The organism is Roseococcus sp. YIM B11640 (assembly GCF_049727625.1).
GTDB lineage: Bacteria > Pseudomonadota > Alphaproteobacteria > Acetobacterales > Acetobacteraceae > Roseococcus.
This window is the reverse complement of sequence record NZ_JBBJOZ010000007.1, coordinates 138,786-151,536: the sequence shown is the minus strand read 5'-3', so window position 1 is coordinate 151,536 and position 12,751 is coordinate 138,786. Positions and strand designations below refer to the sequence as shown.

General features: G+C 70.0%; 13 protein-coding genes. 6 read left to right on the top strand and 7 right to left on the bottom strand.

Annotation, left to right across the window (positions count from 1 at the left end; all coding sequences use genetic code 11):
* Window positions 1-62 precede the first annotated feature (62 nt).
* Window positions 63-518: an Lrp/AsnC family transcriptional regulator gene (locus WJM96_RS22185; protein WP_424814746.1), complete on the top strand. Its 456-nt coding sequence runs from the start codon at window positions 63-65 to the stop codon at window positions 516-518.
* Here WJM96_RS22185 and WJM96_RS22180 read toward each other — a convergent pair whose 3' ends face one another.
* Both WJM96_RS22180 and kynA read right to left on the bottom strand, forming a co-directional pair.
* The gene (locus WJM96_RS22180) at window positions 519-2,099 is read right to left on the bottom strand and encodes a DUF4214 domain-containing protein (RefSeq protein WP_424814745.1); all 1,581 of its coding nucleotides are present in this window, start codon (window positions 2,097-2,099) and stop codon (window positions 519-521) included. It lies immediately after the preceding gene.
* A gap of 79 nt (window positions 2,100-2,178) precedes the next feature.
* Window positions 2,179-2,997 carry a tryptophan 2,3-dioxygenase gene (kynA, locus tag WJM96_RS22175; RefSeq protein ID WP_424814744.1) on the bottom strand — a complete coding sequence of 273 codons (819 nt, stop codon included), beginning with the start codon at window positions 2,995-2,997 and terminating at the stop codon, window positions 2,179-2,181.
* 29 nt (window positions 2,998-3,026) lie between these two features.
* Between kynA and WJM96_RS22170 the strand changes: the two genes are divergently transcribed.
* Complete coding sequence (locus WJM96_RS22170; RefSeq protein ID WP_424814743.1) at window positions 3,027-4,178, top strand: aminotransferase class V-fold PLP-dependent enzyme; 1,152 nt, start codon at window positions 3,027-3,029, stop codon at window positions 4,176-4,178.
* Here the strand turns inward: WJM96_RS22170 and WJM96_RS22165 are convergent.
* Complete coding sequence (locus tag WJM96_RS22165; protein WP_424814742.1) at window positions 4,159-4,563, bottom strand: hypothetical protein; 405 nt, start codon at window positions 4,561-4,563, stop codon at window positions 4,159-4,161. The two genes, WJM96_RS22170 and WJM96_RS22165, sit on opposite strands and share 20 nt — an antisense overlap.
* 84 nt (window positions 4,564-4,647) lie before the next feature.
* Here WJM96_RS22165 and pdxA point away from each other — a divergent pair, with 84 nt between their 5' ends.
* The 3 genes from pdxA (at window position 4,648) to WJM96_RS22150 (ending at window position 6,526) form a co-directional block, all read left to right on the top strand.
* Window positions 4,648-5,616 (top strand): 4-hydroxythreonine-4-phosphate dehydrogenase PdxA, encoded by a 969-nt coding sequence (gene pdxA, locus WJM96_RS22160; RefSeq protein ID WP_424814741.1) that lies wholly within the window; start codon window positions 4,648-4,650, stop codon window positions 5,614-5,616.
* Window positions 5,616-6,335, top strand: coding sequence for a pyridoxine 5'-phosphate synthase (locus WJM96_RS22155; protein WP_424814740.1), 720 nt, complete (start codon window positions 5,616-5,618; stop codon window positions 6,333-6,335). The genes pdxA and WJM96_RS22155 overlap by 1 nt, the downstream gene beginning before the upstream one ends.
* A gap of 62 nt (window positions 6,336-6,397) precedes the next feature.
* Window positions 6,398-6,526: a hypothetical protein gene (locus WJM96_RS22150; protein WP_424814739.1), complete on the top strand. Its 129-nt coding sequence runs from the start codon at window positions 6,398-6,400 to the stop codon at window positions 6,524-6,526.
* Here WJM96_RS22150 and WJM96_RS22145 read toward each other — a convergent pair.
* Window positions 6,523-7,521, bottom strand: a complete 999-nt coding sequence (locus WJM96_RS22145) for an LLM class flavin-dependent oxidoreductase (protein ID WP_424814738.1) — start codon at window positions 7,519-7,521, stop codon at window positions 6,523-6,525. The two genes, WJM96_RS22150 and WJM96_RS22145, sit on opposite strands and share 4 nt — an antisense overlap.
* A 186-nt stretch (window positions 7,522-7,707) precedes the next feature.
* On the opposite strand from WJM96_RS22145, the gene WJM96_RS22140 reads away from it, so the two are divergent.
* The gene (locus WJM96_RS22140; RefSeq protein WP_424814737.1) at window positions 7,708-9,105 is read left to right on the top strand and encodes a phospholipase D family protein; all 1,398 of its coding nucleotides are present in this window, start codon (window positions 7,708-7,710) and stop codon (window positions 9,103-9,105) included.
* Window positions 9,106-9,138: 33 nt separating this feature from the next.
* Here WJM96_RS22140 and WJM96_RS22135 read toward each other — a convergent pair whose 3' ends face one another.
* The 3 genes from WJM96_RS22135 to WJM96_RS22125 form a co-directional block, all read right to left on the bottom strand.
* Window positions 9,139-9,831 carry a carbonic anhydrase gene (locus tag WJM96_RS22135; RefSeq protein WP_424814736.1) on the bottom strand — a complete coding sequence of 231 codons (693 nt, stop codon included), beginning with the start codon at window positions 9,829-9,831 and terminating at the stop codon, window positions 9,139-9,141.
* 111 nt (window positions 9,832-9,942) lie between these two features.
* Entirely contained in the window at window positions 9,943-10,365 is a 423-nt protein-coding gene (locus WJM96_RS22130) for a GFA family protein (RefSeq protein ID WP_424814735.1), read from the bottom strand.
* A 3-nt stretch (window positions 10,366-10,368) separates the two neighbouring features.
* Window positions 10,369-12,702: a DNA translocase FtsK gene (locus WJM96_RS22125; protein ID WP_424814734.1), complete on the bottom strand. Its 2,334-nt coding sequence runs from the start codon at window positions 12,700-12,702 to the stop codon at window positions 10,369-10,371.
* Window positions 12,703-12,751 lie beyond the last annotated feature (49 nt).

Sequence of the window (12,751 nt, the reverse complement as noted above, 5' to 3'; positions counted from 1 at the left end):
GCACAAGAATTCCTGCCGGAAGTTGGTGTGCACCGCCGAAATGGCAGAAGGATCTTCCGCAGATGGACGCGATCGACCGCCGAATCCTCCGCGCACTGCACGCCGAGGCCCGCCTGACCAACGCCGAACTCGCGGATCGGGTTGGCCTTTCGCCCTCCCCCTGCTGGTCGCGCGTCCGCAAGCTGGAGCAGTCCGGCGTGATCCGCGGCTACCGGGCCGAGCTGGACCAGGCCAAGCTCGGCTTCCCCGACACCGTCATCATCGAGGTCATGACCGAGAAGCATGATGACGAGCAGCTGCGCCGCTTCGAGGACGCCATCGCCAACATGCCCGAGGTGATCGAGGCCTGGCTGGCGACCGGCGAGTACGACTACATCCTCAAGGCGGCCGTGAGCGGCACGGCGGGCTACGAGCGCCTGCTGCGGGAGAAGATCTACCGCCTTCCCGGCGTGCGGCACACGCGCACCGCCTTCGGCCTGCGCTGCCTGAAGCAGCTCTTCACGCCGCTGCCGGCCTGACTACCAGGGATTGGCGAAGGCGATGCCGTCCGGGCGCGTGTAGATGTAGCTGTAGCCCACCGCGATGTTCCAGGAGACGAGCTCCATGTAGTCGGCGCGCGAGTAGTTCCCGCCGTCGATCAGCGCCGCGAAGTACTGCACGGTGGCGGCATCGGGCGACATGCCCACGGATTTGTCGTAGAACTGGTAGACGAAATTGGCGGTATCCAGCTTGCCCATGCCGGCCTGGTATTGCGGGCTGGCCACGATGGCATCGACGAGCGGGCGTAGGCCGTGGGCCTGCGTCATATTCGCCCAGAAATTGTAGTCGACGGTCGGCTTCACCCCCGCGCCGACGCTCATGAGGACATCCACCTGGGCATAGAGCGCATTCAGCACCAGGATTCCCTGGTCGGCCCGCGCGTCCTGATGGCCCATGGACTTGCGCCAATCGATGAAGCCCTCGACCAGCTGCACCCGCGTGACGTAGCCGAGGTCCAGCCGCTCGGCATGGTAGTTCACGCCGCCCACATCCACGTAGCCGACCATGTTCAGATACATCTGCTCGACGAAACCGCGGTTGCTGAGCGCGCCGTATTTCTGGGTGAATTCCGGAAAGTTCAGCAGATTGGCGATGAGCTGCGACCCGGTGAGCCACTGGTTCATGGCGGCGTCGATGGACCAGATCTCGTAGTTGCGCGGCTCTCGATGGAGAACGGTGTCGTAGGCAGCCCATATCCAGGCCGCGCGGCTCTCCCCGCTGAAGTAGATCGTCCCGTCGAGCAGCTTCACCGATTCCGGCTCGGCGAAGGTCAGCGAGGTGCCGTCGCGCATCGTCAGCGTCTTGTAGGCGCCGTAGCTCCGCAGTCCCGCCAGCTCGTAGAGCATGTGGACCCCGGTGATGCTGCTGGCGCTGTTCCAGCTGAACCCATTGACCGCCTCATGCGTCTGGAAGAGGTCGACGGGGGCCGTGCCCGCGCTGGTCAGCTTGACGGTGACGTCCAGGGTGAAGGCCGCGGAATGCAGCCCGTCGGAAACCTCGATCACGACCGGGCGCGTGGGCCCGTCGGCGGCGGAAAGGGACACGCCGCTGCGCAGCTTCAGCGAGCCGTTCACCACCTCGAACATCCAGGCGTCGTCATCCCGGATGGTATAGGTGAAGCCCGACGTGGTGTCGGGGTCGGTCACCTTGAGCTTGCCGATGGTCGCGCCCGCCACGCCCGCGACCACGCTGCCGCCGCTGGAGAAGGCCAGCGACAGCGGCGGCGTGTCGTCCAGGTTCACGATCTGCACGGAATAGCTGGTCGCGCTCTGCGCCACCGTTCCGTCCATCATGAAGAAGCGGAGGGTGAGGCTCAGCGTCGTGGAGCGGCCGGATTCCACGAAGCTCTCGTAATCCGCCATCGCGTAGGGCGTGATGGTGAGCACGCCGTTGCTGCGGTTCAGCGAGACGTCGAAGTAGTCCCCTCCCGTGCCGATGACATCCACGAAGCGCACCAGCGCCGGGTCCGTGGCCATGCGCAGGGATCCGCTCCAGTCCCAGGCGGGCGTGTTCTCGTTGATCAGGCCGGGAAGCGAGCCTGTCAGGGTGATGGTCGCCACTCTCTTCGCCCGTCCAGCCGGCCGTTTTAGGCCGCGGGCCGAAACTGGAGCCGGGCGCGTGAAGAAAGGGTGAAGCGCGCTACGCCATCGCGGTGCGCGCCTCATAGAGCTCCGGAAAGAAGCGGCGCTCGATCGCGCGGCGCAGATAGGGCACGCCCGCGCTGCCGCCCGTGCCCGGCGCCATGCCGATGATCCGCTCCACCGTGCGCATGTGGCGGAAGCGCCAGGTCTGGAAGGCGTCCTCGATATCCACCAGCTCCTCGGCGAGCTCGTAGAGGTCGAATTCGGAATCATTGCTGGCGTAGATGCTGGCCCAGATCTCCGTGACCTTCGCGTTCGGCTCGTAGGGGCGCGAGAGGTCGTGCCCCAGCACCTCGGCCGGGACGGGATAGCCGCGGCGGGCCAGCAGCCGCAGCGCCTCGTCGTAGAGGGAAGGCTCGGCCATCACCGCCTGCAGCTTCGCCACCAGGTCCGGCCGGTGGGCGTGCGGCTTCAGCATGTCGGGGTTCTTCTCGCCCAGGCGGAATTCCAGCGCGCGGTACTGCCAGGACTGGAAGCCGGAGGAGCTGCCGAGATGCACGCGGAAGGCCAGGTAGTCGCGCGGCGTCATGGTCGCCAGCACCTCCCAAGCCTCGATCAGCTGGCGCTGGATGCGGCCCATACGCGCCATGGCCTTGAAGGCCTGCCGCGGCTGGTCCGTCCGGATGCAGCGGATGGCAAGGTCCAGCTCATGCAGCAGCAGCTTGATCCAGAGTTCCTGCACCTGGTGGATGGTGATGAAGAGCATCTCGTCATGCTCGGGCGAGATCGGTTTCGCCGCCGTCAGCAGCGTGTCGAGGCCCAGATAGTCGCCATAGCTCATCTTCTTCCGGAAATCGGTGGTGATACCCTCTTCCATCTCGCGATCCTGATCCATATGCCGCCAGTATGCTGGACCTTCGCCCGCAATTCTCCCTCTTCCTCGCGGCCGATCGCCAGCGGCTGCACTTCGCCGCGCACAGCCACCACCCCTGGCCCGATGCGACGCGCGAGGCACAGCTCGCGGCCTGGGACCTCGCGGCGCGGCTCGCGGACCACAAGTGGGAGGAGGTGCTGGGCCCCGTCTGGGACGAGGCGCGCGGCCATGTCGCGCGGCAGCTTCGCCTGCCCGACCCCGCGACGCTCGCCTTCGCGCCCAATACCCATGAATTCCTGCTGCGGATCCTGAGCGGCCTTCCCCCGAAGCCGCGCATCCTGACCACGACGGGAGAGTTCCACTCCTTCGCGCGCCAGATCGCGCGGCTCGAGGAGGACGGGCTGGTCCGCGTGACGCGGATCGATTCCGAGCCCGGCCCCGCCTGCCTGCCCCGCATGATCGAGGCCGCGGGCGCGGGCTTCGACCTCGTCTGGTCCAGCCAGGTCTTCTTCAACAGCGGCTTCGCCCAGCCCATGGACGGCTTCGCCGACCTCGCCGCGGCGGCGGGCAGCGCGGTCGTCGTCATCGACGGCTATCACGGCTTCATGGCCGTGCCGACGGACCTCTCCCGCGTGGCGGATCGCTGCTTCTACCTGGCGGGGGGCTACAAATACGCGATGGCCGGCGAGGGCGCCTGCTTCCTTCACGCCCCGCCCGGCTGGCTGCCGCGTCCCGGCAACACGGGCTGGTACGCCGCCTTCGGCAACCTCTCCTCGCGCGGGACGGGCGTGCCCTATGCCGAGGACGGGATGCGCTTCATGGGCGCGACCTTCGACCCCTCGGGCCTGTTCCGCTTCAACGCCGCCCAGCGGATGCTGGCGGAACAGGGCGCGACGGTCGCCGCCATCCACGCCCATGCCCATGCCCTGCAGGCGCGCTTCGTCGCGGGGCTGGGCGGCGCGCGGCTGGACCCGGCGCGGCTGGTCGTGCCGCTGGAGGAATCCCGGCGCGGCAATTTCCTGACCTTCGACCTGCCCGACGCCGAGGAGTGGTCCCGCCGCCTCGACGCGCTGGATGTGGTGACGGACCGGCGCGGCACCCGCCTGCGCTTCGGCTTCGGCCCCTACCAGACCGGGTCGGAGGTCGACGCGCTGCTGCTGCGCCTCACCAGCCCCGGCAGCTGAGGCGGACGGATTTCTCGATCTCGCCGGGGGACATGGCCCGGCCCTCGTCGCCGATCGGCTGCCGGCCCAGCACCAGGGGCAGGCTGGCCCCGCCGGGGATCGCGATGGCGCGGCCCTCGGCGCGGCGGTCCGCCAGGCCGTCCTTCTGGAAGACCAGGTTGAAGACCTGCGGGCGGAGGTTCGGGTTGGCGACCTCCATGTAGTAGATGGCCACGCGGTGGCCCGCGTCGTCGGCGGCCTCGCTGGCATAGAAGCGCTCGGCCACCACTTCGCCGTCGCGGCAGGCGCGGGGCTGCTGCGGCTCGGCCACGGCGAGGACGGCGATGCCCGAGCTGGCCGCGATGGCGGCGGCGCAGATCGCGAACACGGGGAAGCGGCGGGCCATGTCTCGTCTCCAATTCCAACGCCCGTAAAGGAGCCAAGCCAGGGGCCTATCGTGCGTCGGGACCCTCTCTGCTAGATTCGTGCCATGCTCGCCTTGACCATGGGGGAACCCGCCGGGGTCGGCGCGGAGATCGCCGCGAAGGCCTGGCAGGCCCTGCATGCGGACGGCCCCGCCTTCTTCCTGATCGACGACGCGGACCGGCTCCGCGGCGTCCCCATCGCCCGCATCGCGCGGGCCAGCGAGGCTGCGGCGGCCTTCGGCTCGGCCCTGCCCGTGCTGCACCGGCCGCTGCCGGTCCCGGCCGTGCCGGGAAAGCCCAGCACCGCCACGGCGGGCGCCGTGCTCGCCGCCATCGAGGAGGCGGTCGCGCTGGCCAAGTCCGGCGAGATCGGCGGGATGGTCACCAACCCCATCCAGAAATCCGTGCTGACGGCGGCGGGCTTCGCGCATCCCGGACACACGGAGTTCCTGGGCGAGCTGGCGGGAACCGGCGTGCCGCCGGTCATGATGCTGGCCTGCCCCGAGCTGCGTGTCGTCCCCGTCACGGTGCACGAGCCCCTGGCCCGCGCCATTGCGCGCCTGACGCCCGAGCTGATCGTGGAGCACGCGACGATCACCCACGCGGCCCTGCGGCGGGACTTCGGCATCGCCAGCCCGCGCCTCGCCGTCGCGGGCCTCAACCCTCATGCGGGAGAGGCCGGGACGCTCGGCTCCGAGGACCAGGCCATCGTCGCCCCGGCGGTGGAGATGCTGCGCCGGCAAGGGATCGAGGCCACCGGCCCCTATCCGCCCGACACCATGTTCACCGCCCATGCGCGGCCGACCTATGACGCCGCCATCTGCCTCTACCACGACCAGGCGCTCATCCCGATCAAGACGCTGGACATGGCGGGCGGGGTGAATGTGACGCTCGGCCTCTCCATCATCCGAACCAGCCCGGACCACGGCACGGCGCTGGACATCGCGGGCAAAGGGGTCGCCTCGCCCGGCAGCCTGATCGCGGCCATCCGCCTGGCCGCCGAACTCTCGGAATCACGAAGGAAATCCGCCTGATGCGCCTTTCGGTGAATGTCGATCACGTGGCGACGCTGCGGAATGCGCGCGGCGGCACCTTCCCCTGCCCGGTGGAGGCCGCGCGCGTGGCCATGGCGGCCGGGGCCGACGGCGTGACCATGCATCTGCGCGAGGACCGGCGCCACATCCGCGACCGCGACCTGGAGCGCGTGGCGGCCGAGGTCGAGACCCGCCTGAACTTCGAGATGGCCGCGACGGAGGAGATGGTCGCGCTCTGCGAGCGCCTGCGCCCGCCCGCCTGCTGCATCGTTCCCGAGAAGCGCGAGGAGCTGACCACCGAGGGCGGCCTCGACGCCATCAAGGCCGGCCCCTTCCTGGCCGAGGCGATCAAGCGCCTTTCAGGCCTGGGCATAGAAGTCTCGCTTTTTGTCGAACCCGATGCATTGCAAATTGCAAGAGCCGCCGAGCTGGGCGCCCAGGCGATCGAGCTGCACACCGGCACCTATGCCGAGGCGGCGCCCGAGGCCCGCGCCGCCCTGGCGGCGAAGCACGCCGAGGCCGCGCGCCACGCGAAGTCCCTGGGGCTTCAATGCCATGCGGGGCATGGGCTGAGCTACGACACCATCACGCCCATCGCCGCGATTCCGGAGATCAGCGAGGTCTCGATCGGACATTTCCTGATCTCGACCTCGGTCTTCGAGGGGCTGGCCCCCGCGATCGGCCGGATGCGCGGGCTGATCGCGGCGGCCCGGGGCTGATTCCGGCCCCTGGCATGGAAGCTGCTCTGTCCTGTGCCCTGCAGCACGGAAGGAGCTCAGCCATGCCCCAGATGATGACCCGGCGCCGTGAGGCCGACGAAAAGTCCTCTGCCCTCGCCTATTGGGGGACCGGTTTCGGCGGAATCATCCTGATGATCGGCCTGTATTTCCTCGCGGGGCTGCGCTTCTAGGCGGCCGCCCGGTCCACCCCCAGCCCTGCGACGATCTCGAAGGAGCGTCGCCGGGCGGCGTGGTCGTGAATCTGGCCGGTGATCATCAGCTCGTCCGCCCCCGTGCGCGCGATGAAGGCGTCGAGCCCCCGCCGCACGGCGTCCGGCCCGCCCACGACGGCGGCCGAGAGCGAGCCTTCCAGCACGCGGCGCGCATAGGGGTCGAGGCTCTCCTCGAACCCCTCCCTGGGGCGCGGCAGCTTGCCGGGGCTTCCGGTCCGCAGGTTCACGAAGGCCTGCTGGTGCGATGAGAAGAGCAGCCTCGCCTCCTCATCCGTGGGGGCCGCCACGATGTTCACCCCCAGCATCACATGCGGCTTCGGCCAACGCTCCGACGGCCGGAACCGTTCGCGGTAGATGGCGATGGCCTCCATGAGCTGCGCCGGCGCGAAATGCGAGGCGAAGGCATAGGGCAGGCCCAGCATGGCCGCGAGCTGCGCGCCATAGGTGCTGGAGCCGAGGATCCAGAACTGCATCTCGAGCCCAGCGCCCGGCACCGCCTGGATGGGCTGGCCCGGCTGCGCCGGCTGGAAGTAGTTCATCAGCTCCACCACGTCGCGCGGGAACTGGTCCGGCCCCTCGGCCAGGTTGCGCCGCAGGGCGCGCATGGTGGCCTGGTCCGTCCCCGGCGCGCGGCCGAGGCCGAGGTCGACCCGCCCCGGATAGAGCGCGGCCAGCGTCCCGAATTGCTCGGCCACCATCAGCGGCGCGTGGTTCGGCAGCATCACGCCGCCCGCGCCGATGCGGATGCGGCTGGTGCCCTGCGCCACATGCGCCAGCGCCACCGCCGTGGCCGCGCTCGCGATGCCCGGCATGTTGTGGTGTTCCGCCATCCAGTAGCGGTCGTAGCCCAGCCCGTCGGCGTGCTTCGCGAGGTCGGCCGAGTTGCGGAGCGCGTCGCCCGCATCGCTGCCTTCGGGAATGGGCGAGAGATCGAGGATCGAGAGCCTTGTCATGATCCGCATATGGGACGATTTGGCTTGGCATCGAGTGGCGCAGAACGCAGCCTCCCCCTTTCCGGAAGGCGTGGCGGAAACCGCAGGCCCCCTTGGCCGGTTCGTGGGGGTGAACAGCCCGGGAGATTGGCCATTTCGTTTTTCTCCACATCCGACAGGCCTGGCGAGGCAAGCGCCACCCGGAAGGTGGAGCAGGTCGCCGAAGCCGCGCCGCCGCCGCCCGCCGGATCGCACCCCCCGGGCGCGACGAGCGAGGTCGGGCTGCTGGCCGATGGGGGGAGCGCCTTCTGGGCGCGCATGCATTCCGCGCGGGCGGCGACACGCACGCTCGACCTGCAATACTACCTCTGGGCCAGCGACGTGACGGGCCGGCTGCTGGTGCGGGAGCTGCTGGCGGCCGCCGATCGCGGCGTGCGCGTGCGCCTGCTGATCGACGACCTCTACGGCCTGGGGCACGAGCGCGCGATCAGCGCGCTGAACGGCCACCCGATGATCACGGTGCGCTGGTTCAACGCCTCGCGCTGGCGGAAATGGGGCTGGGTCGGCTTCGCATCGGAGTTGCTGTTCGGCAATTGGCATCTCAACCGCCGCATGCACAACAAGGCCTGGATCACCGATGGCGAGCAGGTGATCTGCGGCGGCCGCAACATCGGCGACCGCTATTTCGACGCGCCGGCGGATTTCAACTTCCGCGACCTGGACATCGAGGTGAAGGGCGAGGCGGCGCAGGAGGCGGTGGCCGCCTTCGAGGCCTATTGGCGCAGCCCCCTCTCCCGCCCCGTCTCGCGCCTGCCACGCATGCGGACGCGCAAGTCCCTGCTGAAGCGATTCCGCCGGAGGCTGGAGGACAGCGCGGCCTCCGCCGGGACGCAGGAGGTGCTGCGCGACATGCGCGGCCTGCGGCGGAGGATGGAGCGCGGGCTGGACATCGCCAACGACGCCATCCGCATCATCGCCGACCCGCCGGACAAGGCGCGCGGCCAGGCGGAAAGCGCCATCGGGCCGGTCGTGGCGAAGCTGCTCGCTTCCGCGCAGCGCGAGGCGCTGCTGATCTCGCCCTATTTCGTCCCCGGCGAGGCGGGCACGCGCTCGCTCATCGGCCTGGTGGAGCGTGGCGTGCGCGTCTCGGTCATCACCAATTCGCTAGCGGCGACCGATGTCGTCGCGGTGCACGGGGGCTACGCGCGCTACCGCCAGCGGCTGCTGGAGGCCGGGGTGGAGATCTTCGAGCTGCGCTCCATCGGCGAGACGAAGAGCGGCGTCTTCGGCTCGCGCGGCGCAAGCCTGCACACCAAGGCCGTGCTGGTCGATGACGGGCCGAGCATGATCGGTTCCTTCAACCTCGACCCGCGCTCCATCGACCTGAACACGGAGATGGCGGTGCTGATCCAGCATTCGGCGCTGACCCGCCTGGTCCGGCGCCTTCACGCGAAGCTGGCGGCGCCGGAGCGCAGCTGGAAGCTCGGCCTGGAAGGCGGCCGGCTGACGTGGAACGGCACGCCGGGCCGGGAGCCGGATGCGACATGGCGGCGGCGTGCCCTCGCCTGGACCGTCGGCTGCCTGCCGATCGAGTCGCAGCTGTAGCGGCCGGTCCGTCCCGGCCGCCGAGGAACAGCCCTAGGTGATGAGCTCCACCCGGCCGGTCTCGAGGTCGTAGACCCCGCCTTCGACCCGCAGCGTCCCCTTCGCCACGCGCTCGGCCAGGATGGGCTGGGCGGTCCGCAGCAGGTTCACGTTGTAGCGGACGTTGGCGAGCATCGCGCGATGGTTCAGGTCCTCGCCCGGCTGGTCCAGCACGGGGCGGATGCCGGGCGCCATGCTGTCGACGAGATGGCCGATATGGCCCGGATAGGTCTCGCCATTCAGCAGGGCCTTCACGGTCGCGTCCACCGCGCCGCAATTCGTGTGACCCAGCACCATGATGAGCTTGGTGCCCAGCATGGCCGCGCCGAATTCCAGGCTACCCAGCCCCTTCTCCGTCACGAAGTTGCCCGCGACGCGCACCACGAAGAGATCGCCGGGCCCGCGGTCGAATGCCATCTCGGCCAGCACGCGCGAATCGGCGCAGCCCAGGATGGCGGCGAAGGGTGCCTGGCCGAGCGCACGGCTCGGGCGGCCCGCGGAATAGTCCCGCTCCGTCGGGTTGTTCGCGACGTAGCGGGCATTGCCCTCCATCAGCAGCCGGAGCGCCTCATCGGGCGTCGCGGCGGCCGAAACGGGGGGCCGTGGCTCGGGCGACGCCCGGCGCTCGTCATGGGGCGCCGCGGCGCCACGGCGCCAGCGGCCTGCCCTCGCGCAGATCGCACACATTCCTCAGCTCCTCGGAAACGAACTTCGTTCCGGACGCATTCCACCCGTTGCCGATGTGTCAGCGCGTCGCGGGCCCCGCGTCAATCCTCGTCGACGCGAACGGGTTGCGCGTCAGCGGCGGAGCGGCCCTGGCTGGCCTTCGCAATTGTCTAAATTCGTGTCCACGAAGCCCCAGGCGGGCGCCGAGGCCGTCCAGATGAAGCCCTGCGGCCGTCCGAGCTCGCGGTCGTCCAGCGCGCCGGCGCGCACCACCATGAGGTCCGGCCGGGCCGAGGATTCGCTGAAGAGCGGGGTGCCGCAGGCGGGGCAGAAGCTGCGGCGCATCCGGTTGCCGCTGTCGGCCATGCTCTCATAGGCGCTGACGGCGCCCGTGCATTCGAAGCCGTCCTTGCGGAAGACCGTGTTCACCGAGGCATTGCCCGCGGCGAGGTACTGGCACACCCGGCACCAGCAGGCCCGGCGTGCCAGCGGCTCGCCCGGGAAGCTGAAGCGGACGGCGCCGCAGAGGCACCCGCCGGTGACAGGCCCGGGCATCTCTCAGTCCTCGTTCGTCCGGCGGACCAGAATCTCGCGCTTGCCGACATGGTTGGCGGGGCTGACGATCCCCTCCTTCTCCATCTGCTCGATGAGCTTGGCCGCGCGGTTGTAGCCGATATTGAGGTGGCGCTGGATGAAGCTGGTGCTCGCCTTGCCCTCGCGCGCCACCACCGCCACCGCCTGGTCGAAGAGCGACTTGTCGGCATCCGACGCGCCGGCGATGCCGGAGAGCGCGAGGGCGCTGTCGCCCTCCTCGTCCACCTCGGTCACTTCCTCGACATAGTCGGGCTCGCCCTGCTCGCGCAGCCAGTTGGTGATCTCCTCCACCTCGCTGTCGCGCACGAAGGGGCCGTGGACGCGGGTCATGCGCCCGCCGCCGGGCAGGAAGAGCATGTCGCCCTGGCCCAGCAGCTGCTCGGCGCCCTGCTCGCCCAGGATGGTGCGGCTGTCGATCTTGCTGGTGACCTGGAAGGAGATGCGCGTCGGGAAGTTCGCCTTGATGGTGCCCGTGATGACGTCCACCGAAGGCCGCTGCGTCGCCATGATGACGTGGATGCCGGCCGCGCGCGCCATCTGCGCGAGGCGCTGCACCGCGGCCTCGATCTCCTTGCCCGCCACGATCATCAGGTCCGCCATCTCGTCGATGACGACGACGATCATGGGCAGCTTCTGCAGCGAGAGCGCCTGGTCCTCGAAGACGGGCTTGTTCGTCTCGGGGTCGAAGCCGGTCTGCACGCGGCGCGTCAGCATCTCGCCACGCGCCAGCGCCGCCGAGACCTTCTCGTTGTAGCCGCCGATGTTGCGGACGCCGATCTGGCTCATGGCGCGGTAGCGGCGCTCCATCTCGCGCACGGTCCATTTCAGCGCGCCGATGGCCTTGGGCGGCTCCGTCACGACCGGCGCCAGCAGATGCGGGATGCGGTCGTAGACCGAAAGCTCCAGCATCTTCGGGTCGATCATGATGAAGCGGCATTCGGCGGGGCTGTGCTTGTAGAGCAGCGAGAGGATCATGGTGTTGATCCCCACCGACTTGCCCGAGCCCGTGGTGCCCGCGATCAGCAGATGCGGCATGCGCGCGAGGTCGGCGATGATGGGCGTGCCGCCGATATCCTTGCCGAGGATGAGCGGCAGCGCCGCCGAATGCCGCTGGAACTCGTCCGAGGCCAGCATCTCGCGCAGGTAGACCGTCTCGCGCTTCACATTGGGCATCTCGATGCCCATGACGCTGCGGCCCGGCACGGTCGCGATACGAACGGCCACCACGCTCATGCTGCGCGCGATGTCGTCGGCGAGGCCGATGACGCGGGAGGACTTGGTGCCCGGCGCGGGCTCCAGCTCATAGAGCGTGACGACGGGGCCGGGGCGGATCTCGGTGATCTGGCCGTTCACGCCATAATCGCTCAGCACCTGCTCGAGCATGCGGGCATTGGCCTGCAGCGCCTCCTCGCTCGGCCCGCCGGCGACACGGGGCGGCGTGGGCGCGAGAAGGTCGAGCGAGGGCGCGCGCCAGCCCTCCACGGGCAGGTCGAGCGAAGGCTGCTCGGCCACGGCGGGGCGCGCCTTGGCCGTGGGGGCGACGCGGGGCGTGGCGCGCGGCGCGGGCCGGACCTCGGGCGCCTGGCGCAGCGGCGGGCGCACGGGCGGCGGCGGCTCGGCGGCCACACGGTCGGCTTCCTGCAGCACGTCCATCAGGTCGGCCGCGGGCTCGATCCGGCGGCGGGTCATCAGATTCCTGGTGCCGCGCCCCATGGCCAGGAAGGGGCGGAAGAAGACGTGGCGCTTCCGCACCCCGAACTCCGCAGCCGAGCCCATCCCGCGCGAGGCGGCCTCGGCGGAGACGCGGGCGGCGCGGCGCCATTCGCGCGGCGAGAAGCCCATGGCGACATAGACCAGCAGCAGCGTGGCGCCGCCGACGACGAACTGCGTGGTGAGGCGGCCGACCGGTCCGAAGGCGCCTTCCAGCCCGTTGAGCAGGGCCGCGGCCAGCAGCGGCCCGGCGGCACCCGATTCGGTGCCCGGCAGCAGCGCCAGCAGCGCCGCAAGCATGGGCGCGGCCAGCAGCAGCGCCGCGATGCGCGCGGGCAGCAGGCTCACGCCGCGATGCGTCGCCATGCGCAGCGCCCAGCCCAGCAGCACGATCCCCGGCAGGAAGGCCGCCCAGCCGCAGCCCTGCCACAGGACATCCGCCACGATCGCGCCGGCCGGCCCCACGAGGTTCGAGGCATGGCGGCTCGTCGCGGTGGAGAGCGAGGGGTCGGCCGGGTCGTAGCTGCCGACGGCCAGCAGCAGCGCGAGACCGGCGAAGCCCATCAGCAGGCCGCCCAACTCATTCATTCTGCGGCGGATCGCGGCCTTGACCGCGGGCGAGGCAAAACGCCCCAGC

Coding starts and splice junctions, on each gene's coding strand:
- WJM96_RS22185 (WP_424814746.1), top strand. CDS start 63: ATGGACGCGATCGACCGCCGAATCCTCCGCGCACTGCACGCCGAGGCC.
- kynA (WP_424814744.1), bottom strand. CDS start 2,997: ATGGAAGAGGGTATCACCACCGATTTCCGGAAGAAGATGAGCTATGGC.
- WJM96_RS22170 (WP_424814743.1), top strand. CDS start 3,027: ATGCTGGACCTTCGCCCGCAATTCTCCCTCTTCCTCGCGGCCGATCGC.
- WJM96_RS22165 (WP_424814742.1), bottom strand. CDS start 4,563: ATGGCCCGCCGCTTCCCCGTGTTCGCGATCTGCGCCGCCGCCATCGCG.
- pdxA (WP_424814741.1), top strand. CDS start 4,648: ATGCTCGCCTTGACCATGGGGGAACCCGCCGGGGTCGGCGCGGAGATC.
- WJM96_RS22155 (WP_424814740.1), top strand. CDS start 5,616: ATGCGCCTTTCGGTGAATGTCGATCACGTGGCGACGCTGCGGAATGCG.
- WJM96_RS22150 (WP_424814739.1), top strand. CDS start 6,398: ATGCCCCAGATGATGACCCGGCGCCGTGAGGCCGACGAAAAGTCCTCT.
- WJM96_RS22145 (WP_424814738.1), bottom strand. CDS start 7,521: ATGACAAGGCTCTCGATCCTCGATCTCTCGCCCATTCCCGAAGGCAGC.
- WJM96_RS22135 (WP_424814736.1), bottom strand. CDS start 9,831: ATGTGTGCGATCTGCGCGAGGGCAGGCCGCTGGCGCCGTGGCGCCGCG.
- WJM96_RS22130 (WP_424814735.1), bottom strand. CDS start 10,365: ATGCCCGGGCCTGTCACCGGCGGGTGCCTCTGCGGCGCCGTCCGCTTC.
- WJM96_RS22125 (WP_424814734.1), bottom strand. CDS start 12,702: ATGAATGAGTTGGGCGGCCTGCTGATGGGCTTCGCCGGTCTCGCGCTG.